17 protein-coding genes are annotated in these 22658 nt (G+C 40.8%); 14 read left to right on the top strand and 3 right to left on the bottom strand.

Annotation, left to right across the window (positions count from 1 at the left end):
* Positions 1-11 precede the first annotated feature (11 nt).
* Genes mutY through OCF95_RS00975 form a run of 4 tightly spaced genes read left to right on the top strand, consistent with a single transcriptional unit; the run spans position 12 to position 4103 of the window.
* Entirely contained in the window at positions 12-1187 is a 1176-nt protein-coding gene (gene mutY, locus OCF95_RS00990) for an A/G-specific adenine glycosylase (protein ID WP_023947456.1), read from the top strand.
* A gap of 55 nt (positions 1188-1242) precedes the next feature.
* Entirely contained in the window at positions 1243-1950 is a 708-nt protein-coding gene (yycF, locus tag OCF95_RS00985; RefSeq protein WP_000722072.1) for a response regulator YycF, read from the top strand.
* Positions 1943-3292, top strand: a complete 1350-nt coding sequence (gene vicK, locus OCF95_RS00980) for a cell wall metabolism sensor histidine kinase VicK (protein ID WP_261104645.1) — start codon at positions 1943-1945, stop codon at positions 3290-3292. Before yycF ends, vicK begins: the two co-directional genes overlap by 8 nt.
* A gap of 1 nt (position 3293) precedes the next feature.
* Entirely contained in the window at positions 3294-4103 is an 810-nt protein-coding gene (locus OCF95_RS00975) for an MBL fold metallo-hydrolase (RefSeq protein WP_261100757.1), read from the top strand.
* A gap of 34 nt (positions 4104-4137) precedes the next feature.
* On the opposite strand, the gene OCF95_RS00970 is transcribed toward OCF95_RS00975, so the two are convergent.
* The gene (locus tag OCF95_RS00970; protein WP_247947166.1) at positions 4138-4485 is read right to left on the bottom strand and encodes a DUF6568 family protein; all 348 of its coding nucleotides are present in this window, start codon (positions 4483-4485) and stop codon (positions 4138-4140) included.
* 111 nt (positions 4486-4596) lie between these two features.
* Positions 4597-6315 (bottom strand): phospho-sugar mutase, encoded by a 1719-nt coding sequence (locus OCF95_RS00965; RefSeq protein WP_261104644.1) that lies wholly within the window; start codon positions 6313-6315, stop codon positions 4597-4599.
* Positions 6316-6468: 153 nt separating this feature from the next.
* On the opposite strand from OCF95_RS00965, the gene OCF95_RS00960 reads away from it, so the two are divergent.
* The 9 genes from OCF95_RS00960 (at position 6469) to OCF95_RS00920 (ending at position 20548) form a co-directional block, all read left to right on the top strand.
* Complete coding sequence (locus tag OCF95_RS00960) at positions 6469-8370, top strand: ABC transporter ATP-binding protein (RefSeq protein WP_261104643.1); 1902 nt, start codon at positions 6469-6471, stop codon at positions 8368-8370.
* 63 nt (positions 8371-8433) lie between these two features.
* Positions 8434-10392, top strand: coding sequence for an NAD-dependent DNA ligase LigA (gene ligA, locus OCF95_RS00955; protein WP_049491448.1), 1959 nt, complete (start codon positions 8434-8436; stop codon positions 10390-10392).
* A 115-nt stretch (positions 10393-10507) separates the two neighbouring features.
* Positions 10508-12787 carry a type I pullulanase gene (pulA, locus tag OCF95_RS00950; RefSeq protein WP_261013912.1) on the top strand — a complete coding sequence of 760 codons (2280 nt, stop codon included), beginning with the start codon at positions 10508-10510 and terminating at the stop codon, positions 12785-12787.
* A gap of 314 nt (positions 12788-13101) precedes the next feature.
* Complete coding sequence (glgB, locus tag OCF95_RS00945) at positions 13102-15030, top strand: 1,4-alpha-glucan branching protein GlgB (RefSeq protein WP_261104642.1); 1929 nt, start codon at positions 13102-13104, stop codon at positions 15028-15030.
* Complete coding sequence (locus tag OCF95_RS00940) at positions 15020-16162, top strand: glucose-1-phosphate adenylyltransferase (RefSeq protein WP_020902830.1); 1143 nt, start codon at positions 15020-15022, stop codon at positions 16160-16162. The genes glgB and OCF95_RS00940 overlap by 11 nt, the downstream gene beginning before the upstream one ends.
* On the top strand, positions 16152-17291 hold the full coding sequence (gene glgD, locus OCF95_RS00935) for a glucose-1-phosphate adenylyltransferase subunit GlgD (RefSeq protein ID WP_261104641.1): 1140 nt from the start codon (positions 16152-16154) through the stop codon (positions 17289-17291). Before OCF95_RS00940 ends, glgD begins: the two co-directional genes overlap by 11 nt.
* A complete protein-coding gene (gene glgA, locus OCF95_RS00930; protein WP_261104640.1) occupies positions 17288-18721 on the top strand; it encodes a glycogen synthase GlgA in 1434 nt (477 codons plus the stop codon). Before glgD ends, glgA begins: the two co-directional genes overlap by 4 nt.
* A gap of 58 nt (positions 18722-18779) precedes the next feature.
* Complete coding sequence (serB, locus tag OCF95_RS00925; protein ID WP_094753301.1) at positions 18780-19424, top strand: phosphoserine phosphatase SerB; 645 nt, start codon at positions 18780-18782, stop codon at positions 19422-19424.
* Positions 19425-19432: 8 nt separating this feature from the next.
* Entirely contained in the window at positions 19433-20548 is a 1116-nt protein-coding gene (locus OCF95_RS00920; protein ID WP_261104639.1) for a glycerate kinase, read from the top strand.
* On the opposite strand, the gene OCF95_RS00915 is transcribed toward OCF95_RS00920, so the two are convergent.
* The gene (locus tag OCF95_RS00915) at positions 20545-20991 is read right to left on the bottom strand and encodes a DUF1694 domain-containing protein (protein ID WP_223340362.1); all 447 of its coding nucleotides are present in this window, start codon (positions 20989-20991) and stop codon (positions 20545-20547) included. The genes OCF95_RS00920 and OCF95_RS00915 overlap by 4 nt on opposite strands.
* A 163-nt stretch (positions 20992-21154) precedes the next feature.
* Here OCF95_RS00915 and eno point away from each other — a divergent pair, with 163 nt between their 5' ends.
* Positions 21155-22459, top strand: coding sequence for a surface-displayed alpha-enolase (eno, locus tag OCF95_RS00910; RefSeq protein WP_000022813.1), 1305 nt, complete (start codon positions 21155-21157; stop codon positions 22457-22459).
* Positions 22460-22658: the final 199 nt, after the last annotated feature.

Here is a 22658-nt window from a genome sequence, read left to right as displayed (position 1 = left end):
ATACTAGAGATATGTTAGATTTGAAAGAATACGGTATCGTCATGTGGCCGGAGGAGAAGATCATTTCTTTCCGTGAGAAACTTCTCGCTTGGTATGATGAAAACAAAAGAGATTTACCGTGGCGTAGAAGTAAAAATCCTTATCATATCTGGGTGTCTGAAATTATGCTCCAGCAAACTAGGGTGGATACGGTTATCCCTTATTACGAACGATTCTTGGACTGGTTTCCAACAGTAGAAAGTTTGGCGAATGCGCCTGAAGAGCGTTTGTTGAAGGCTTGGGAAGGTTTGGGTTATTATTCTCGAGTTCGTAATTTACAGGCTGCAGCCCAGCAGATTATGACTGATTTTGGTGGTCAATTTCCAAACACCTATGAAGGAATTTCCAGCTTGAAAGGAATTGGACCTTACACTGCAGGAGCCATTTCCAGTATTGCTTTTAACTTGCCTGAGCCAGCTGTAGATGGTAATGTCATGCGTGTTTTGGCACGTCTATTTGAAGTTAATCACGATATTGGGATTCCAAGTAATCGTAAAATTTTTCAGGCAATGATGGAAATCTTGATTGACCCAGAAAGGCCTGGTGACTTTAATCAAGCTTTGATGGACTTAGGATCTGATATTGAGGCGCCTGTAAATCCCAGACCAGAAGAAAGCCCAGTTAAGGACTTTAGTGCGGCATATCAGAATGGCACAATGGACCGTTATCCAATTAAGGCTCCCAAGAAAAAGCCTGTTCCAATTTATCTTAAAGCCTTGGTGGTCAAAAATACTCAGGGACAATTTTTACTTGAAAAAAATGAAAGTGAAAAGCTATTGGCAGGTTTTTGGCATTTCCCCTTGATAGAAGTTGATAACTTTTCGCAAGGAGAGCAGTTTGACCTCTTTCATCAGGTTGCAGAAGAAAGCGTGAACTTTGGTCCCAGTCCAGAAGAGAGTTTCCAGCAGGACTATGACCTAGATGTTGATTGGCTTGATATTTATTTTGAGACTGTCAAGCATATCTTTAGTCATCGTAAGTGGCATGTTCAAATTGTAGCAGGTCAGGTGAGTGACTACAATGACTTTCCAGATAGGGAAGTTCGCTGGCTTTCACCAGAAGAGTTTAAGAATTACCCACTTGCCAAACCCCAACAAAAAATCTGGCAGGCTTATGCACAAGCCAACTTAGACAGTAGTAAAGACTAGCTATTGTGTCTTCTTTTTATTTTTTTGATATAATAGTAGAGAAAAAGGTGAACAAATGAAAAAAATATTAATTGTAGATGATGAAAAACCAATCTCGGATATTATCAAGTTTAATATGACCAAGGAAGGTTACGAGGTTGTAACTGCTTTTAATGGTCGTGAAGCACTAGAACAATTTGAAGCAGAGCAACCAGATATTATTATTCTGGATTTGATGCTTCCCGAAATTGATGGTTTAGAAGTTGCAAAGACTATTCGTAAGACGAGTAGTGTTCCTATTATCATGCTGTCAGCTAAAGACAGCGAATTTGATAAGGTTATTGGTTTGGAGCTTGGAGCGGATGACTATGTGACAAAACCCTTCTCAAATCGTGAGTTGCAGGCGCGTGTTAAAGCTCTTCTTCGTCGTACGGACTTGGTTTCTGTAGATAATCAAGAGTCAGATGAAAAGAAAACCCAACCTTTGCAAATTGGGGACTTGGAGATTGTACCAGATGCCTATGTGGCTAAAAAATATGGTGAAGAACTAGACTTGACCCACCGTGAATTTGAACTTTTGTACCACTTGGCTTCTCATATTGGTCAAGTGATTACCCGTGAACACTTGCTTGAAACGGTCTGGGGGTATGATTATTTCGGAGATGTTCGGACTGTTGACGTAACTATCAGACGTTTGCGTGAGAAGATTGAAGATACACCTAGTCGTCCAGAGTATATCCTAACACGTCGTGGTGTTGGTTATTATATGAGAAATAATGATTGAATTGATTAGAAAAAATATTCTTACTAGTGATTTTATCTTCATTTTAATTTTATTGGGTTTTATCTTGATTGTTACCTTGCTTTTGCTAGAAAATCGGCGAGATAATATTCGGTTGAAGCAAATTAATCAAAAAGTTAAAGACTTGATTGCAGGAGATTATTCTCAGGTATTGGATATGCAGGGAAGCTCTGAAATCACTAATATTACCAATAATCTCAATGATTTATCAGAAGTAATCCGTTTGACCCAAGAAAATCTGGAACAAGAGAGTAAACGATTGAATAGTATCCTCTCATACATGACAGACGGAGTCCTTGCGACCAATCGTCGTGGCAAGATTACTATGATTAATGACATGGCTAAGAAACAGCTAGGTGTTCAGAAGGAAGAGGTTCTCAATAAAAGTATTCTAGAATTGCTTCAGATTGAAGATGAGTATGAACTTCGTGATTTGATTACCCAAGTTCCTGAGCTTATGATTGATTCTCAGGATGCCAATGGTGAATATCTGAGCCTTCGTGTACGTTTTGCCTTGGTTCGTCGAGAGTCTGGCTTTATCTCAGGTTTGGTTGCAGTTTTGCATGATACGACGGAGCAGGAGAAGGAAGAACGGGAACGGAGACTCTTTGTTTCCAACGTTAGTCATGAGCTACGAACGCCTCTGACTAGCGTAAAATCCTATCTTGAAGCCTTGGATGAGGGTGCCTTGTCAGAACCTGTCGCTCCAGACTTTATCAAGGTGTCTCTAGACGAAACAAACCGTATGATGCGGATGGTGACGGATCTTCTCCATCTTTCACGTATTGATAATGCGACCAGTCACCTGGATGTGGAACTGATTAACTTTACTGCCTTTATTACCTTTATCCTTAACCGCTTTGATAAGATGAGGGGATCAGATGAAGAGAAGAAATATGAATTGGTTAGAGATTATCCGATTACCTCTGTCTGGATTGAAATTGATACAGACAAGATGACGCAGGTGATTGATAATATTCTCAACAATGCCATTAAATATTCTCCAGATGGTGGAAAAATCACAGTGACCATGAAGACAACTGATGATCAGATGATTTTGTCGATTTCAGACCAAGGATTGGGTATTCCTAAGCAGGATTTGCCTCGTATCTTTGACCGTTTCTACCGTGTGGATCGTGCTAGAAGTCGTGCCCAAGGTGGAACAGGTTTGGGACTGTCTATTGCCAAAGAAATTATCAAACAACATAATGGTTTTATTTGGGCCAAGAGTGAATACGGTAAGGGATCAACCTTCACCATTGTGCTCCCTTACGATAAGGATGCAGTGAAGGAAGAAGTATGGGAGGACGAAGTAGAAGACTAGAATGAGTGAAACAGGCTTTAAATACAGTATTTTAGCGTCGGGTTCCAGTGGAAATTCCTTTTATCTGGAAACCCCAAAAAAGAAGCTTTTAGTGGATGCAGGTTTGTCGGGTAAAAAAATCACCAGCCTACTTGCTGAAATAAATCGCAAGCCAGAAGATCTGGATGCCATCTTAATTACGCATGAGCATTCTGACCATATCCATGGAGTCGGTGTGTTGGCTCGCAAGTATGGTATGGATTTGTATGCCAATGAAAAGACCTGGCAGGCTATGGAAAATAGCAAGTATCTTGGCAAGGTGGATGCCTCGCAAAAGCATATCTTTGAAATGGGTAAAACCAAAACCTTTGGAGATATCGACATTGAAAGTTTTGGTGTTAGCCATGATGCTGTTGCTCCACAGTTTTACCGCTTTATGAAAGATGATAAGAGTTTTGTCATGCTGACGGATACAGGATATGTCAGTGACCGAATGGCAGGTATAGTCGAAAACGCCGATGGCTACCTAATTGAGTCAAACCATGATGTAGAAATACTTCGAGCAGGTTCTTACGCTTGGCGATTAAAACAACGAATCCTATCGGATCTCGGTCACCTTTCTAACGAGGACGGTGCTGAAGCTATGATTCGTACCTTGGGAAACCGCACTAAGAGGATCTACCTTGGGCATTTATCTAAGGAAAACAATATCAAGGAACTGGCTCACATGACCATGGTTAATCAGCTAGCACAAGCTGATTTAGGTGTAGGAGTAGACTTTAAGGTTTACGATACCTCACCGGATACCGCAACACCATTGACAGATATATAAAAAGAAGGCGAATGTGCCTTCTTTTTTATATATTTTACAATCCAGCAAATTCTTTGATTTCTTGTGCTGACATTGAAGAGTCGCAACGGACATTGATTTGTCCATCTGCAATGTGAACGAAGCCTGGTACAGTTGGGATTCCATAGCGTGAGCGGAATTCTTGCAACTTATTGAGTTGGCTTGGTTCTTCACTGTTGATGAAGTAGATGTGAGCTTTGGTTTCAGCTACGACACCTGCCAAGGTACCAGCAAATTTACGGCAGTAAGGGCAAGTTTTACGACCAATAAAGAAGGTTGCAGTTTCTTTTTTATCAAGAGCTTCTTGCGCACGCGCAACTGTAGTGACTTCAAGGTCTTTGATATTATCTAAAAATTGTTCCATGAGATTACCTCGCTTTCATTGATAAGTCTAGTATGCCATAAAGTTTCTAAAATTGCTTAGATTTGATACGAAAAAAAGATGAGATTGGTTATTCTCATCTTTTATAGGTCTTTATTTTACAAAAGCATTGATTTCTGCTTCAATATTAGCAATCTTAGCTTGTGATTCTTCGTTGGTTTCACCTACAACTGCAATGTAGAACTTGATTTTTGGCTCTGTACCTGAAGGGCGAACAGCAATCCATGAACCGTCAGCAAGTGCGTATTTCAAAACATCACTTGGAGGAGTTGTTAAGTTTGTAACAGTTCCGTCAGCAGCAGTAGCAGTTTGAGCCTTGAAGTCTTCTACGACAGTGATAGCTGTTGTGTTCCATTCTTTTGGAGCATTGTTACGGAATTTAGCCATAATCGCTTTGATTTGTTCAGCACCATCGACACCTGAAAGGGTAACAGAGATAGTTTTTTCTGCGTAGTAGCCGTACTCTTTGTAGATTTCTTCGATACCGTCAGCAAGGGTCAAACCACGTGAACGGTAGTAGGCAGCAAGTTCAGCAACGACTAGAACGGCTTGGATAGCATCTTTATCACGTACGAATGGTTTAATCAAGTAACCGAAGCTTTCTTCAAATCCCATCATGTAAGTGTGATTGTGTTTTTCTTCGAATTCTTGGATTTTTTCAGCAATGAATTTGAAACCTGTCAAAACGTTGAACATGGTTGCGCCGTAGCTTTCAGCAATCTTCGTTACCAAGTCAGTTGATACGATAGATTTGCAGAGGGCTGCGTTTTCTGGAAGAGTTCCAGCGTTTTTGTGGGCTTCCAAGATGTATTTAGCCATGATAGCACCGATTTGGTTACCTGAAAGGTTGAGGTAGCTACCATCTTTTTGAAGAACTTCAACACCAACACGGTCAGCATCAGGGTCAGTTGCTACAAGAACATCTGCACCAACTTGACGACCAAGTTCTTCAGCAAGGGCAAAGGCTGCTTGGCTTTCTGGGTTTGGAGATTTTACAGTTGAGAAGTCAGGATCGGCAGTTGCTTGCGCTTCAACGACTTGAACAGAGTCAAATCCTGCTTGGGCAAGAGCACGACGAGCCAACATTTCACCAGTACCATGAAGTGGTGTGTAGACAATTTTCATGTCTTTACCAAATTCTTCAATCAAGGCTGGGTTGATGTTTACGTTCTTAACCTCTTTAAGGTATTCTACGTCAACAGCTTCGCCGATAACTTCAATCAAGCCAGAAGCTTTTTCAGCTTCCACATCAGCAACTTCTACCGCAAATAGATTTTCGATTGCACGGATATAAGTAGTCAAAGCGTCTGCGTCGTGTGGAGGCATTTGTCCACCGTCTTCACCGTAAACCTTGTACCCGTTAAATGGTGCAGGGTTGTGGCTGGCTGTGACCATGATACCCGCGAAACAGTTGAGGTGACGAACTGCAAATGATAGTTCTGGAGTTGGACGAAGGCTTTCAAATACATAAGATTTGATGCCGTGTTTAGCAAGAACTGCCGCAGACTCAAAGGCAAACTCAGGTGAGAAGTGACGGCTATCGTAGGCAATTGCCACACCACGTTCTTTTTCATTTCCACCTTTTGACTCGATCAAACGAGCCAATCCTTCAGTAGCTTGGCGAACAACGTAGATGTTGATACGGTTTGTACCAGCACCAATCAACCCACGCATACCTGCAGTACCAAATTCAAGGTTTGTATAGAAGGCATCTTCCTTCGTTTTTTCATCCATATTTTCTAAATCTTGACGAAGGTAGTCAGGAAGCTCCGCAAAATCAACCCATTTCTGGTAATTTTCTTGGTAAGACATTGAAATTCTCCTTTTTGTAAATTGTTTTAACCGTTCACATTATAGCACTTTTTAGCGTTTTAGTAAAACGGTAGCATAATTTTCAGAAAAGTGGTGTCATATGCCGGTTTATCAAGTCTTGAATGCCTTAGGGAAACATGCTATACTGTTTGTATGATTATTTTACAAGCTAATAAAATTGAACGTTCTTTTGCAGGAGAGGTTCTTTTTGATAATATTAATCTGCAGGTTGATGAACGTGATAGGATAGCCCTTGTTGGGAAAAATGGTGCAGGTAAGTCTACTCTTTTGAAGATTTTGGTTGGAGAAGAGGAGCCAACTAGTGGAGAAATCAATAAGAAAAAAGATATTTCTCTGTCTTACCTAGCCCAAGATAGCCGTTTTGAGTCTGAAAATACCATCTACGATGAGATGCTTCATGTCTTTGATGATTTGCGTCGGACGGAGAAACAACTTCGTCAGATGGAGCTAGAGATGGGAGAAAAGTCTGGTGCTGATTTGGATAAACTGATGTCAGATTACGACCGCTTATCTGAGAATTTTCGCCAAGCAGGTGGCTTTACCTATGAAGCTGATATACGAGCGATTTTAAATGGATTTAAGTTTGACGAGTCTATGTGGCAGATGAAAATTGCCGAGCTTTCGGGTGGTCAAAATACTCGTCTGGCGCTGGCCAAAATGCTCCTTGAAAAGCCCAATCTCTTGGTCTTGGACGAGCCAACCAACCACTTGGATATTGAAACCATTGCCTGGCTAGAGAATTACTTGGTAAACTATAGCGGCGCCCTTATTATTGTCAGCCACGACCGTTACTTCTTAGACAAGGTTGCGACAATTACGCTGGATTTGACCAAGCATTCCTTGGATCGTTATGTGGGCAATTACTCTCGTTTTGTTGAATTAAAGGAGCAAAAACTAGCTACTGAGGCAAAAAACTATGAAAAGCAACAAAAGGAAATCGCTGCTCTGGAAGACTTTGTCAATCGCAATCTAGTTCGAGCTTCAACGACTAAACGTGCCCAATCCCGTCGTAAACAACTAGAAAAAATGGAGCGTTTGGACAAGCCAGAAGCTGGTAAGAAATCAGCCAATATGACCTTCCAGTCTGAGAAAACGTCGGGCAATGTTGTCCTGACTGTTGAAAATGCAGCTATTGGCTATGATGGGGAAATATTGTCAGAGCCTATCAACTTAGACCTTCGTAAGATGAATGCTGTCGCTATCGTCGGTCCAAATGGAATCGGCAAGTCAACCTTTATCAAGTCTATTATGGACCAGATTCCTTTTATCAAGGGTGAAAAGCGCTTTGGTGCCAATGTTGAGGTCGGTTACTATGACCAAACCCAAAGCAAGCTGACACCAAGTAATACTGTACTGGATGAACTCTGGAATGATTTTAAACTGACACCAGAAGTTGAAATCCGAAACCGTCTAGGTGCCTTCCTTTTCTCAGGAGATGATGTTAAAAAATCAGTTGGCATGCTGTCTGGTGGGGAGAAAGCGCGTTTGCTTCTTGCTAAATTATCTATGGAAAACAACAACTTCTTGATTCTGGATGAGCCAACCAACCACTTGGATATTGATAGCAAGGAAGTGTTGGAAAATGCCTTGATTGACTTCGATGGAACTCTTCTCTTCGTCAGCCACGACCGTTACTTTATCAATCGTGTAGCAACTCATGTTTTGGAATTGTCTGAGAATGGTTCGACTCTTTACTTGGGTGATTACGACTACTATGTTGAGAAGAAAGCAGAAGTAGAAATGACTCAGGCTGAGGAAGCTTCAACTAGCAATCAAGCAAAAGAAGCAAGTCCAGTCAATGACTATCAAGCTCAGAAAGAAAGTCAAAAAGAAGTTCGCAAACTCATGCGACAAATCGAAAGTCTAGAAGCTGAAATTGAAGAGCTAGAAAGTCAAAGCCAGGCCATTTCTGAACAAATGTTGGAAACCAACGATGCCGACAAACTGATGGAATTACAGGCTGAACTGGACAAAATTAGCCACCGTCAGGAAGAAGCGATGCTTGAATGGGAAGAATTATCAGAGCAGGTGTAAGATTTCTAAGTTTTCTGCCCTTCTCCATTGTGAGGAGGGCTTAATTTATGGTAAAATGGTTTTATGAATAAAAGAATGAATGAGTTAGTCGCCTTGCTCAATCGCTATGCGACTGAGTATTATACCAGCGATAATCCGTCGGTTTCAGACAGTGAGTACGACCGCCTTTACCGAGAGTTGGTTGAGTTAGAAACTGCCTATCCAGATCAAGTGCTAGCAGACAGTCCTACCCATCGTGTCGGTGGCAAGGTTTTAGATGGTTTTGAAAAATACAGTCATCAGTATCCTCTTTATAGTTTGCAGGATGCTTTTTCACGTGAGGAACTTGAAGCTTTTGATGCGCGTGTTCGTAAGGAAGTGGCTCATCCGACCTATATTTGTGAGCTGAAAATTGATGGCTTGTCTATCTCGCTGACTTATGAAAAGGGGATTTTGGTTGCTGGGGCAACACGTGGTGATGGTTCTATTGGTGAAAATATTACAGAAAATCTTAAACGCGTTAAGGACATTCCTTTGACTTTGCCAGAAGAACTAGATATCACAGTTCGTGGAGAATGTTATATGCCACGCGCTTCTTTTGACCAGGTTAACCAAGCTCGACAAGAAAATGGAGAGCCCGAATTTGCTAATCCTCGTAATGCAGCGGCAGGAACCCTGCGACAGTTGGATACAGCAGTAGTTGCCAAGCGCAATCTTGCAACGTTTCTCTATCAAGAAGCCAGCCCTTCAACTCGTGACAGCCAAGAAAAGGTTTTGAAGCACTTAGAACAGCTCGGTTTTGTAGTCAATCCTAAGCGGATTTTGGCTGAAAATATAGATGAAATCTGGAATTTTATCCAAGAAGTAGGAGAGGAACGGGAGAATCTGCCTTATGATATCGATGGTGTGGTGATCAAGGTTAATGACTTAGCAAGCCAAGAAGAACTTGGTTTTACCGTCAAGGCTCCAAAGTGGGCAGTGGCTTACAAGTTTCCTGCTGAAGAAAAAGAAGCTCAATTACTCTCAGTTGACTGGACAGTTGGCCGTACGGGTGTTGTAACCCCAACTGCGAATTTAACACCAGTACAACTAGCTGGTACAACTGTTAGCCGTGCGACCCTGCACAATGTGGATTATATTGCTGAAAAAGATATCCGCAAAGACGACACGGTTATCGTATATAAGGCTGGCGACATCATCCCTGCCGTTTTACGTGTGGTAGAGTCCAAACGGGTTTCTGAAGAAAAACTAGATATCCCTACAAACTGCCCAAGTTGTGAGTCTGACTTGTTGCACTTTGAAGATGAAGTGGCTCTCCGTTGTATAAATCCGCGTTGTCCTGCCCAAATCATGGAAGGTTTGATTCACTTTGCTTCTCGTGATGCTATGAATATTACAGGCCTTGGTCCATCTATTGTTGAGAAACTCTTTGCTGAGAATTTAGTTAGGGATGTGGCGGATATTTATCGTTTGAAAGAAGAAGATTTCCTCCTTTTAGAGGGGGTTAAGGAAAAGTCTGCTTCTAAACTGTATCAGGCCATCCAAGCATCTAAGGAAAACTCAGCTGAGAAACTATTGTTTGGTTTGGGAATTCGCCATGTCGGAAGCAAGGCCAGTCAGCTTTTACTTCAACATTTTCACTCGATTGAAAATCTGGCTCAGGCAGATCCAGAGGAAGTGGCTAGTATTGAAAGTCTGGGTGGTGTGATTGCCAAGAGTCTCCAGACTTATTTTGCGACAGAAGGCTCTGAAATTCTCCTCAGAGAATTGAAAGAAGCTGGGGTCAATCTGGACTATAAAGGACAGACGGTAGTAGCGGATGCAGCCTTGTCAGGTTTGACCGTGGTATTGACTGGAAAATTGGAACGACTCAAGCGCTCAGAAGCTAAAAATAAACTCGAAAGTCTAGGTGCTAAGGTAACAGGCAGTGTTTCTAAAAAGACCGACCTCGTCGTGGCAGGAGCAGATGCTGGAAGTAAACTTCAAAAAGCACAAGAACTTGGTATTGAGGTTCGAGATGAAGCTTGGCTAGAAAGTCTGTAATGATCGTTTAAAAACAGAGTTTGGATAATTTGACTATGTTTGTTAGTCGTGACAAAATCGGCCAAAAAATTATTAGTGAAATAGAAATAAATTAAGAATAGAAAAGGGAAAAACAATGTATAACTACCCTATGCGCATTCATTACCATCGCAAGAATGGTGAATACGACACTTGCTCTTTTGTAAAAAGTCAGGACCAGCGAATCGATTTACTGACTTACCAAGAAGATTATTTTGGAGCCTTATTTAGTTTTGAACACCCAAGTGCCCATGCTTTGGAAAACTTGAATTTTGTGGTTCATACCGGCCAAACTAGTAAAGAGTATGCTATCCGTTTTAATCACTATCCTCTTTTAACAGAGGTATGGATTTTGGAAGGGGATGATAGAATTTATTATTCTGAAAATCCTGCTATTGCCAGTCCTTTCTACAAAAATCAAAATCCTTTTGCCTTTGACAAGGCCATTAACAGTGCTAGTTTTGACCATCATTGGGGTTATCAAGGAGAATTGGGGTGCCGTGTAGAGGACAATCAGGCTCATTTTGATCTTTGGGCTCCAACAGCGACAGAAGTGAAGGTTGTTGTTTATGAATCAGCTGCTAATGATGCACCTGTTTGGAAGACTTTTGAGATGGAGAGAGGCAATAGCTACTCTTATAATCATAAGGACAATACTATTGGTGTCTGGAGTTTGGATGTTGAGGAAGATTTGACTGGTAAGGCTTATCAGTATCAAGTCCAATTCCCTCATCATCAAACACTGACACGTGACCCTTACACAATCGCGACCAGTCCTGATGGCAAACGTTCAGCTATCCTGAGTCATGCAGAAAAGCAAGTTGAAAACTTTGAAGTTAAGCACGGTTCTGATGCTACTTGGCGCTTGGCAAATCCATGTAAGGCAGTTATTTGTGAAATGCACATTCGTGATTTGACCAAATCACCGACCTCAGGTGTGGATGAACATCTTCGAGGAACTTTCTTGGGTGCCGCTCAGACTGGAACAGTTAACCAGTACGGTCAATCAACTGCTTTTGATCACATCAAGAAGATAGGCTACAATTATGTTCAGTTGCAACCAATCGCAGACCGTCACAAAGAATACGATGAGGATGGGAATGTAACCTATAACTGGGGTTATGACCCACAAAACTATAACGCACCAGAAACGAGCCTTTCAACTAATCCAGATGATCCAGCTCAGGTTATTCGTGATTTGAAGACCATGGTTCAAGCTTATCACGATGCAGGTATTGGTGTTATTATGGATGTGGTCTATAACCATACCTTCTCAGTTGTTGATGCACCTTTCCAAACAACTGTCCCTGATTACTATTATCGTATGAATCCAGACGGTACTTTCCAGAATGGAACGGGTGTTGGGAATGAAACTGCCAGTGAACACGAAATGTTCCGCAAGTATATGATTGATTCCCTCTTATACTGGGTGCAGGAATACAATATTGACGGCTTCCGTTTTGATTTGATGGGGATTCATGATGTTAAGACCATGCAGATGATTCGTCAGAGCTTGGATGAAATTGACCCTAACATTATCCTTTATGGAGAAGGATGGGATATGGGAACAGGTCTTGCACCTTATGATAAGGCCAAGAAAGACAATGCCTACCAGATGCCAAATATCGGTTTCTTTAATGACAATCAGCGTGATGCTGTTAAAGGTGGAGAAGTTTATGGCGCTATCAAGTCAGGTTTTGTTAGTGGTGCTGCGACAGAGCCAATTCTAGCCAAAGCAATTCTAGGCAGTCGTGAATTAGGTACCTATACACATCCAAACCAAGTGCTTAACTATGTAGAGGCCCATGACAATTACAATCTTCACGATTTGTTGGCAACCCTACATCCAGACCAAAGTTCAGAGCAAATCATGCGCAAGGTTGAGACTGCCACAGCTATGAACCTACTCATGCAAGGGATGGCCTTTATGGAAATCGGTCAAGAATTTGGTCGTACTAAACTGGTTGCGACTGGTGAGAATGGTGAGTTAACACATGATGATAGAGAACGTGCTATGAATAGCTATAATGCTCCTGATAGTGTGAATCAAGTCAACTGGGACTTGATTAATGAGCGTCAAGATAGTATTGAGTTTATCCGTCAGATGATTCGATTGAAGACAGAAAGCAGTGCCTTTTCTTACCCAACTTATGATGAGATTTACCATCATGTTTTTGTTCATTCAGCCCATGAACATAGTGGTTGGATTGTCTATGAGATTCAAGGGGAAGACCATTTACTGGTTGTATTTAATGCTAAAGGGCAAAACTTCCAGTTTGAAAATGCTGGAAATCTAGAACTATTGGTGACCAATAGCCATTTAAGTGATAAAGACATGGTTGGTGGCGTCAGTGCCAGCGTCTTTAAAGTTTTGTAGAATAGATTTACAATTTAGATTCATTTGTGGTGTTTATCTGTTAATAAAATCAGGAGATTCGTTTCCTGATTTATTTTTTTTTTCTTAAAATTATATTTTTGTTAGCTAAATAACGAACTTTATGATAGTATTATTAAAAAACAATTCGTTTTCAAATCGTTTCTGAAAATTTCTTGATTTACAAGTGAACACATCAGTGAATTTGTTGAAGACTTTCAAAAGATTTTTTTGCAAATTCCGTAATTTACTTGAATCTTCCCTAAAAAGGTAGTATAATAAATCTATAGAAAACGCTTACAGAATTAGGAGGGTGTATGGATAAGAAACAAGCTTTAGAAACCTTTGTGACAGGTGAAAATTTTCACCTCCAGCACTATCTGGGAGCTCATAGGGAAGAAAAAAATGGAGAGTATGGCTATACTTTTCGTGTGTGGGCGCCTAATGCTCAGGCTGTTCACTTGGTAGGGGATTTCACCAATTGGGTTGAAAATCAAATTCTGATGGAACGGAATGAATTTGGAGTATGGGAAGTCTTTACCAGTCTTGCTCAAGAAGGTCAAATTTATAAGTATCATATCACACGTGCAAATGGTCATCAGCTGATGAAGATTGACCCTTTGGCTGTACGGTATGAGGCCCGACCTGGGACTGGTGCTATTTTAACAGATATTCCAGAAAAGAAATGGAAGGATGGCCTCTGGCTAGCCCGTAGAAAACGCTTGAGCTTTGAAGAGCGTCCTGTCAATATTTATGAGGCTCATGCTGGCTCTTGGAAGAGAAATCCGGATGGCAGCCCCTATAGTTTTGCTCAATTGAAAGATGAACTCATTCCTTACTTGGTTGAGATGAATTATACTCACATTGAGTTTATGCCCCTGATGTCTCACCCACTAGGTTTGAGTTGGGGCTATCAGCTTATGGGTTACTTTGCTCTAGAGCATGCCTATGGTCGTCCTGAAGAGTTTCAAGATTTTGTTGAGGAATGTCACTTAAACAATATAGGTGTTATTGTAGACTGGGTACCTGGTCACTTTACTATCAATGATGATGCCTTGGCCTATTATGATGGAACACCGACTTTTGAATACCAAGACCATAATAAGGCTCATAACTACGGTTGGGGAGCACTCAATTTTGACCTTGGAAAGAATGAAGTCCAGTCTTTCTTGATTTCTAGTATTAAGTTTTGGATTGATTTTTATCATTTAGATGGTATTCGCGTGGATGCGGTTAGCAACATGCTCTATCTTGACTACGATGATGCTCCATGGACACCTAATAAAGATGGTGGCAATCTCAACTATGAAGGTTATTATTTCCTTCAACGCTTGAATGATGTGATTAAACTAGTTCATCCAGACGTTATGATGATAGCTGAGGAAAGTTCATCAGCTACTCAGATTACTGACACTAAGGATTCAGATGGTCTAGGATTTGACTATAAATGGAATATGGGTTGGATGAATGACATCCTCCGATTCTACGAAGAAGATCCGATTTATCGTAAATATGACTTTAACCTGGTGACTTTCAGCTTTATGTATGTCTTCAAGGAGAACTATCTCTTACCATTCTCACACGATGAAGTGGTTCATGGCAAGAATAGTATGATGCACAAGATGTGGGGAGATCGTTATAATCAATTCGCAGGCTTGCGTAATCTCTACACTTACCAAATTTGTCACCCTGGTAAGAAATTGCTCTTCATGGGTAGTGAATATGGGCAATTCCTAGAATGGAAATCTGAAGAACAGTTGGAGTGGTCTAACCTAGAAGATCCAATGAATGCTAAGATGAAGTATTTCACTTCTCAGCTAAACCAGTTTTACAAAGACCACCGCTGTCTGTGGGAAATTGATACTAGTTATGATGGCATTGAAATCATCGATGCGGATAATAGAGACCAGAGTGTTCTTTCCTTCATCCGTAAGGGGAAGAAGGATGATATGTTAGTCTGTATCTTTAATATGGCACCTGTTGAACGAAAAGATTTTACAATCGGACTTCCTGTTGCAGGGATTTACGAAGAAGTCTGGAATACTGAGTTAGAAGAGTGGGGAGGCGTTTGGAAAGAACATAATCAAACTGTGCAAACGCAAGAAGAACTATGGAAAGATTATGAGCAGACCTTGACCTTTACCCTACCAGCTATGGGAGCAAGTGTTTGGAAAATCAAACGTCGCTTGAAACCTACTAAAACCGTCACAAGTAAAAACCAAAAAGGAGTAGAAAATGAAGAATGAAATGTTAGCTTTGATTCTTGCTGGTGGGCAAGGAACTCGTCTCGGTAAACTCACTCAAAGCATTGCAAAACCAGCTGTGCAATTTGGTGGGCGCTACCGTATCATTGACTTTGCTCTTTCAAACTGTGCCAACTCAGGCATCAACAATGTTGGAGTCATTACACAGTACCAACCACTTGCTCTCAACAACCATATCGGGAATGGTTCAAGCTGGGGACTAGATGGTATCAATTCTGGTGTCTCTATTCTTCAACCTTATTCTGCAAGTGAAGGAAATCGTTGGTTTGAGGGGACTAGCCACGCCATTTACCAAAATATTGATTATATCGACAGTGTCAACCCTGAGTATGTTTTGATTCTATCTGGAGACCATATCTACAAAATGGATTATGATGATATGCTCCAGTCTCACAAAGATAATAATGCTAGTTTGACAGTCGCAGTTCTTGACGTCCCTCTTAAAGAAGCTAGCCGTTTTGGTATCATGAATACAGATGCAAACAATCGTATTGTTGAATTTGAAGAAAAACCAGCTCAACCTAAATCTACCAAAGCTTCTATGGGAATCTATATCTTTGATTGGCAACGTCTCCGCAATATGCTTGTTGCTGCTGAAAAGAGCAATGTCGATATGTCAGACTTTGGTAAAAATGTCATTCCAAATTACCTTGAGTCAGGTGAAAGTGTTTATGCCTACGAGTTTAATGGCTACTGGAAAGATGTTGGTACGATTGAATCGCTTTGGGAAGCTAACATGGAGTACATTTCTCCAGAAAATGCCTTGGACAGCCGTAACCGTCAATGGAAGATTTACTCAAGAAACTTAATTTCACCACCAAACTTCCTTGGGGCAAATGCTCACGTGGAAGATTCCTTGGTTGTCGATGGCTGTTTCGTAGATGGAACTGTTAAACATTCTATCCTTTCAACAGGTGCGCAAGTTCGCGAAGGGGCAGAAGTAGTAGATTCAGTTATCATGAGTGGTGCAATTGTTGGTCAGGGAGCTAAAATCAAACGTGCCATTATTGGTGAAGGTGCAGTTATTTCTGATGGTGTCGAAATTGATGGAACAGAAGAAGTACAAGTTGTAGGATATGATGAAGTAGTGGGGGTAGCAACAGATGAAGATTGATAAATATTCTGCCATTTTAGGAAACACAGTTGGTTTTCATGATATGTCAACACTGACAGACCACCGTCCAGTAGCTAGTTTGCCATTTGGTGGTAAATATCGCTTGATTGACTTCCCGCTTTCAAGTCTTGCTAATGCTGGTGTCCGTAGTATTTTTGGTATTTTCCAACAAGACAATATCAGTTCAGTCTTTGACCATATCCGTTCAGGGCGTGAGTGGGGCTTGTCAACTCTTCTTAGCCACTACTATCTAGGTATTTACAATACCCGTGTGGAAAGTAGTACAGTTGGAAAAGAATACTACCAACAGCTTCTTACTTATTTGAAACGTTCCGGCTCAAACCAAACAGTGTCACTTAACTGTGATGTTTTGATTAATATTGATCTGAACCAAGTATTCCACCTACACACTACAACAAAAGGTCCAATCACTGTAGTTTATAAAAAACTACCTAAAAAAGATATTTCAGAAGTAAATGCAATCTTAGAAGTGGATGAAACAGACCATGTCCGTTCTCATAAACTCTTTGATAGTAAATCATCAGATGAAGTTTACAATATGTCCACAGATATCTTTGTCGTCGATACACCTTGGTTGATTGAACGCTTAGAAGAAGAAGCTAAGAAAGAACATCCAGAGAAATTGCGTTATGTTTTACGGGATTTGGCGGCAAAAGAAGGGGCTTTTGCCTACGTGTACACAGGTTATCTGGCAAATATTGATTCTGTAGAGTCTTATTACCAAGCTAATAAAGATATGCTTGAATCTCAAAAATTCTACTCTCTATTTACTCCAAACCAAAAGATTTACACAAAGGTAAAAAACGAAGAGCCAACTTATTATGCTAATACATCTAAGGTAAGCACTTCTCAGTTTGCCTCTGGTAGTATCATTGAAGGTCAAGTGGCTAATTCTGTTTTATCACGTAATATTCATGTCCATAAGGATAGCTTGGTTAAAGATAGCATCTTATTCCCTCGTGTTGTTATTGGAGAAGGTGCTCAGGTAGAATATGCTATCTTGGACAAGGGTGTTGAAGTTGCGGATGGAGTTGTGATCCGTGGAACTGCAGAACATCCAGTTGTGGTTAAGAAAGGTGCTAAAGTAACAGAGGATATTCATTCATGAAAATTTTATTTGTAGCAGCTGAGGGTGCACCCTTTTCAAAAACAGGTGGTTTGGGAGACGTCATTGGCGCTCTTCCAAAATCATTGGTAAAAGCGGGACACGAAGTTGCAGTAATTTTACCTTACTATGACATGGTAGAGGCTAAATTTGGCAATCAGATTGAAGATGTTTTTCATTTTGAGGTGAGCGTTGGTTGGCGTAAACAGTACTGTGGGATTAAGAAAACAGTCTTAAACGGCGTGACCTTCTACTTTATTGACAACCAATATTATTTCTTCCGTGGTCATGTTTACGGCGATTTTGATGACGGAGAACGCTTTGCTTTCTTCCAACTAGCTGCCATTGAGGCTATGGAAAGGATTGACTTTATTCCTGATCTTCTCCATGTTCATGACTACCATACAGCTATGATTCCTTTCTTGTTGAAGGAAAAATACCGTTGGATTCAAGCCTATGAGGGCATTAAAACAGTTTTAACCATTCATAATTTAGAATTCCAGGGACAATTTTCAGAAGGAATGTTATGGGATTTGTTTGGAGTCGGCTTTGAACGTTACGCTGATGGCACCCTTCGCTGGAACAACTGTCTGAATTGGATGAAGGCAGGTATTCTCTATGCGGACCGTGTTTCAACCGTTTCACCTAGTTATGCTCATGAAATTATGACCAGTCAGTTCGGATGTAACTTGGATCAGATTCTTCGAATGGAGTCTGGTAAGGTATCTGGTATCGTGAATGGGATTGATGCTGACCTGTATAATCCTCAGACGGATGCCCTATTAGATTATCATTTTAATCAGGAAGATTTGTCTGGGAAGGCCCAAAACAAGGCAAAATTGCAAGAGAGAGTAGGCTTGCCAGTTAGAGCTGATGTTCCACTGGTGGGAATTGTTTCTCGTTTGACACGTCAAAAAGGTTTTGATGTGGTGGTCGAAAGTCTGCACCATCTCTTGCAAAATGATGTTCAGATTGTTCTTTTGGGAACTGGCGATCCAGCATTTGAAGGAGCTTTCTCATGGTTTGCTCAAATCTATCCAGACAAGCTATCAGCAAATATCACTTTTGATGTCAAACTAGCTCAAGAAATCTACGCTGCTTGTGACCTCTTCCTCATGCCGAGTCGTTTTGAACCGTGTGGCTTGTCTCAGATGATGGCGATGCGTTACGGAACCTTGCCATTGGTCCATGAAGTTGGTGGCTTGCGAGATACCGTTAAAGCCTTTAATCCAATCGAAGGAAGCGGTACTGGCTTTAGCTTTGACAATCTATCTCCTTACTGGTTGAATTGGACTTTCCAAACAGCATTGGACTTGTATAGAAATCATCCTGACGTTTGGAGAAATCTACAAAAACAAGCTATGGTGTGTGATTTCTCATGGGATACAGCCTGCAAGTCATATCTTGACTTGTACCATAGTTTAGTTAATTAATAGATAAAATCGTATGATGACTTCATACGATTTTTGGGCTGTTTAGAGAGGAGAACTGATGCTTCAAGTAAAAGGCTTGTGTGTTATGGATGTGGATGGAACCTTAATCCTAGAAGAAGTAATTGATTTGTTTGGAAGAGAGGTAGGTCGTGAGGAGGAAATTTCGCTGATTACAAGTCGGGCAATGCGAGGAGAGTTAGACTTTGAAAGAAGTTTACGAGACAGAGTGTCCTTCTTGGAAGGTCTTCCTATTTCGGCCTTTGATAAAGTCTTCAACTCTATTCATCTAACGCCAAATGCCCAGGAATTCATTTCCATTCTCCAAAAGAACGCCATCCTAGTTGGTCTGGTGTCTGGTGGCTTTACACCAATAGTTGAAAAATTAGCAAAATCTCTAGGGATTGCCTATTTCTCTGCAAACCAACTTGAAGTCAAAGGTGGCTTTCTAACAGGGGAATTAGTTGGACAAATTATCAGTCCCGAGGTCAAAAAAGAGACTCTGGAAAAATGGAGAGAGAAACTAAAACTTTCTAAAGAAAGAACGATTGCAATCGGTGACGGGGCCAATGATCTATTTATGTTGAAGTCAGCAGGATTGGGAATCGCCTTTTGTGGCAAAGAAGTACTCAAAAAAGAAATACCGAATCATGTTGACAAGAGGGATTTTTTAGAAGTTCTTCCTTTGATTGACTGTTTAGAGTGAGGGAAAATATGAAGATTGTAATTGCACCAGATTCATTTAAGGAAAGCTTGTCCGCTCAACAAGTAGCTGAAGCAATAAAAAGAGGCTTCCAACAATCGATAGCAGATGTAGAATGTCTCCTCTGTCCTGTTGGTGATGGTGGCGAAGGTACAGTAGATGCTATTCGGCATTCTATTGACCTTGAAGAAAAATGGATCCAAGTGACAGGACCTTTTGGACAAAAAGAAGAAATACGCTATTTTCAAAAAGGGGAACTGGCTCTATTTGAAGTTGCCGACTTGGTTGGCCTTGGAAAAATTCCGATAGAGAAACGAAATCCACTTCAAATCCAAACTCGTGGTATTGGAGAGTTGATTCGCCACCTCATTGCTCAAGGGATTAAAGATATCTATATCGGAGTTGGTGGTACGGCCAGTAATGACGGAGGAATTGGGATCGCTGCTGGATTGGGTTATCAATTTTATGATAAGGATGGAAATGTCTTGCCTGCATGCGGTCAATCCTTACTAAAATTAGCTTCTGTTTCAACAGAAAATCGCTATGAAATTCCAGAAGATGTTCAAATTCGTATTTTAGCAGATGTCACGAGTCCCTTATGTGGTTATCAAGGTGCGACCTACACGTTTGGCAAGCAAAAAGGCCTAGATCCTACTATGTTTGATGCCGTAGATCAAGCAATCCAATATTTTTATGAAAAACTCTCACCTGCAACATTGGAATTTAAAGGAGCAGGAGCTGGCGGAGGCATTGCTGGCGGTTTGTGTGCCTTTGCTTCGGCCAATATTGTGTCTGGAATTGATACCTGCTTGAACTTAATCAACTTTGATAAGAAAGTTTCACATGCTGACTTGGTTATTGTTGGAGAAGGAAGGCTAGATCGTCAAAGTTTAGCAGGGAAAGCGCCTATAGGTGTTGCAAAAAGAACCCCTGTCGGAGTTCCTGTCATTGCTATTTGTGGTAGTATTGCTGAGGATTTACCTTCCCTACCATTTGAAAATATCCAAGCTGCCTTTTCTATTTTAGAGAAAAGTGAACCTCTAGAAGATAGTTTGAAAAATGCCAGTCTCTATTTGGAGCACACGGCTGCCAATATTGGGCATTTATTAAATATGCGCAAGATTTAGCCAAACCATTTCTTCCAGATGGATGTTTTGGCTGGTTCTTCCTTTTTAACTTCCCAAAGTTTTGCAAAAGCAAGTCGAAGGTTCTTTTCTTCTACTTGAACTGGTGCATTGCTATGGATAATCAGGCCAAAAGGAGAAGAAGTATGCTCTTCAGATACAATGGTAGCTTGACTATCAGTTTCTTTAGCTTCTTTTAAGTAGAAAACTTGCTTGTCAAATTCGATATTTGGAGAAATCTTTACAAATAGTGGCTCTGCTGTTTCCTGAAGATTTTCTAAAATAGATAAAAAGCCTTTTTCTAACTGAGGGCTATTTGCTGTGTCAATATCTGCATATCCAAGAACTCTTTCCTCAAAGGTACCAAGATAGCGTCTTTGCTCATCCGGATTTAGTTTTGGCCCACCATGAGCTTTTTCAAGTAATTGTTTTGATAAATCTGTCATAAAAACAGTATATCATAAAAGTTAGAATAAAACAGACAAAAGAAAGCGATTACTTTATAAAGTTAAGGAAAATTTGCACAAAGATAACGTTTTTTCTTGAAAAAGGAGGGGTTTTAAGGTATTATAGAGGTGTAAAAAATTTAACTCATAAGGAGAGTAAAAAATGTCAATTATTACTGATGTTTACGCTCGCGAAGTCCTAGACTCACGCGGTAACCCAACACTTGAAGTAGAAGTTTACACTGAATCAGGTGCTTTCGGACGTGGTATGGTTCCATCAGGAGCTTCTACTGGTGAACACGAAGCAGTTGAACTTCGCGACGGTGACAAATCTCGTTACGGTGGTCTTGGTACACAAAAAGCTGTTGACAACGTAAACAACATCATTGCTGAAGCTATCATCGGCTACGATGTACGTGATCAACAAGCTATCGACCGTGCTATGATCGCTCTTGACGGTACTCCTAACAAAGGTAAATTGGGTGCAAACGCAATCCTTGGTGTGTCTATCGCTGTTGCTCGTGCTGCTGCTGACTACCTTGAAATCCCACTTTACAGCTACCTTGGTGGATTCAACACTAAAGTTCTTCCAACTCCAATGATGAACATCATCAACGGTGGTTCTCACTCTGACGCTCCAATCGCTTTCCAAGAGTTCATGATCTTGCCAGTTGGTGCGCCAACATTTAAAGAAGCTCTTCGTTACGGTGCTGAAATCTTCCACGCTCTTAAGAAAATCCTTAAATCACGTGGTTTGGAAACTGCCGTAGGTGACGAAGGTGGATTCGCTCCTCGTTTCGAAGGAACTGAAGACGGTGTTGAAACTATCCTTGCTGCGATCGAAGCTGCTGGATATGTTCCAGGTAAAGACGTATTTATCGGATTTGACTGTGCTTCATCAGAATTCTACGATAAAGAACGTAAAGTTTACGACTACACTAAATTTGAAGGTGAAGGCGCTGCTGTTCGTACATCTGCAGAACAAATCGACTACCTTGAAGAATTGGTTAACAAATATCCAATCATCACTATCGAAGATGGTATGGATGAAAACGACTGGGATGGTTGGAAAGCTCTTACTGAACGTCTTGGTAAGAAAGTACAACTTGTTGGTGACGACTTCTTCGTAACAAACACTGACTACCTTGCACGTGGTATCCAAGAAGGTGCTGCTAACTCAATCCTTATCAAAGTTAACCAAATCGGTACTCTTACTGAAACTTTTGAAGCTATCGAAATGGCTAAAGAAGCTGGTTACACTGCAGTTGTATCACACCGTTCAGGTGAAACTGAAGATTCAACAATCGCTGACATCGCAGTTGCAACTAACGCAGGACAAATCAAGACTGGTTCACTTTCACGTACAGACCGTATCGCTAAATACAACCAATTGCTTCGCATTGAAGACCAACTTGGTGAAGTAGCTGAATACCGTGGATTGAAATCATTCTACAACTTGAAAAAATAATCGTTGATTTAACAACGTTTCTAGCCCCTCGGATTTTATCCGAAGGGCTATTTTTCTATTCAGGGGGCAAAAAAGGGGCAAAATTTTTTAAAAAGGTTAATTCACACAAATACGATTCAGCTAATATAATTGAAAATGATGGAAAAAAGGGTGAATTTATGATATACTTTAACGTAGGACCTTTTTAGAAATTTTGAAA

Source organism: Streptococcus mitis, assembly GCF_946188615.1.
Classification (GTDB): Bacteria; Bacillota; Bacilli; order Lactobacillales; family Streptococcaceae; genus Streptococcus; species Streptococcus mitis_BZ.
Note: the sequence above shows the minus strand (reverse complement) of the source record. Positions and strands in the feature narration are given on the sequence as shown.

What these genes read in the sequence shown, in the direction of transcription:
- ligA (WP_049491448.1), top strand. Translation starts at nt 8,434, where the DNA reads ATGAATAAAAGAATGAATGAGTTAGTCGCCTTGCTCAATCGCTATGCG.
- pulA (WP_261013912.1), top strand. Translation starts at nt 10,508, where the DNA reads ATGTATAACTACCCTATGCGCATTCATTACCATCGCAAGAATGGTGAA.
- OCF95_RS00965 (WP_261104644.1), bottom strand. Translation starts at nt 6,315, where the DNA reads ATGTCTTACCAAGAAAATTACCAGAAATGGGTTGATTTTGCGGAGCTT.
- OCF95_RS00915 (WP_223340362.1), bottom strand. Translation starts at nt 20,991, where the DNA reads ATGACAGATTTATCAAAACAATTACTTGAAAAAGCTCATGGTGGGCCA.
- serB (WP_094753301.1), top strand. Translation starts at nt 18,780, where the DNA reads ATGCTTCAAGTAAAAGGCTTGTGTGTTATGGATGTGGATGGAACCTTA.
- eno (WP_000022813.1), top strand. Translation starts at nt 21,155, where the DNA reads ATGTCAATTATTACTGATGTTTACGCTCGCGAAGTCCTAGACTCACGC.
- mutY (WP_023947456.1), top strand. Translation starts at nt 12, where the DNA reads ATGTTAGATTTGAAAGAATACGGTATCGTCATGTGGCCGGAGGAGAAG.
- glgB (WP_261104642.1), top strand. Translation starts at nt 13,102, where the DNA reads ATGGATAAGAAACAAGCTTTAGAAACCTTTGTGACAGGTGAAAATTTT.
- OCF95_RS00920 (WP_261104639.1), top strand. Translation starts at nt 19,433, where the DNA reads ATGAAGATTGTAATTGCACCAGATTCATTTAAGGAAAGCTTGTCCGCT.
- glgD (WP_261104641.1), top strand. Translation starts at nt 16,152, where the DNA reads ATGAAGATTGATAAATATTCTGCCATTTTAGGAAACACAGTTGGTTTT.
- vicK (WP_261104645.1), top strand. Translation starts at nt 1,943, where the DNA reads ATGATTGAATTGATTAGAAAAAATATTCTTACTAGTGATTTTATCTTC.
- glgA (WP_261104640.1), top strand. Translation starts at nt 17,288, where the DNA reads ATGAAAATTTTATTTGTAGCAGCTGAGGGTGCACCCTTTTCAAAAACA.
- OCF95_RS00975 (WP_261100757.1), top strand. Translation starts at nt 3,294, where the DNA reads ATGAGTGAAACAGGCTTTAAATACAGTATTTTAGCGTCGGGTTCCAGT.
- OCF95_RS00940 (WP_020902830.1), top strand. Translation starts at nt 15,020, where the DNA reads ATGAAGAATGAAATGTTAGCTTTGATTCTTGCTGGTGGGCAAGGAACT.
- yycF (WP_000722072.1), top strand. Translation starts at nt 1,243, where the DNA reads ATGAAAAAAATATTAATTGTAGATGATGAAAAACCAATCTCGGATATT.
- OCF95_RS00960 (WP_261104643.1), top strand. Translation starts at nt 6,469, where the DNA reads ATGATTATTTTACAAGCTAATAAAATTGAACGTTCTTTTGCAGGAGAG.
- OCF95_RS00970 (WP_247947166.1), bottom strand. Translation starts at nt 4,485, where the DNA reads ATGGAACAATTTTTAGATAATATCAAAGACCTTGAAGTCACTACAGTT.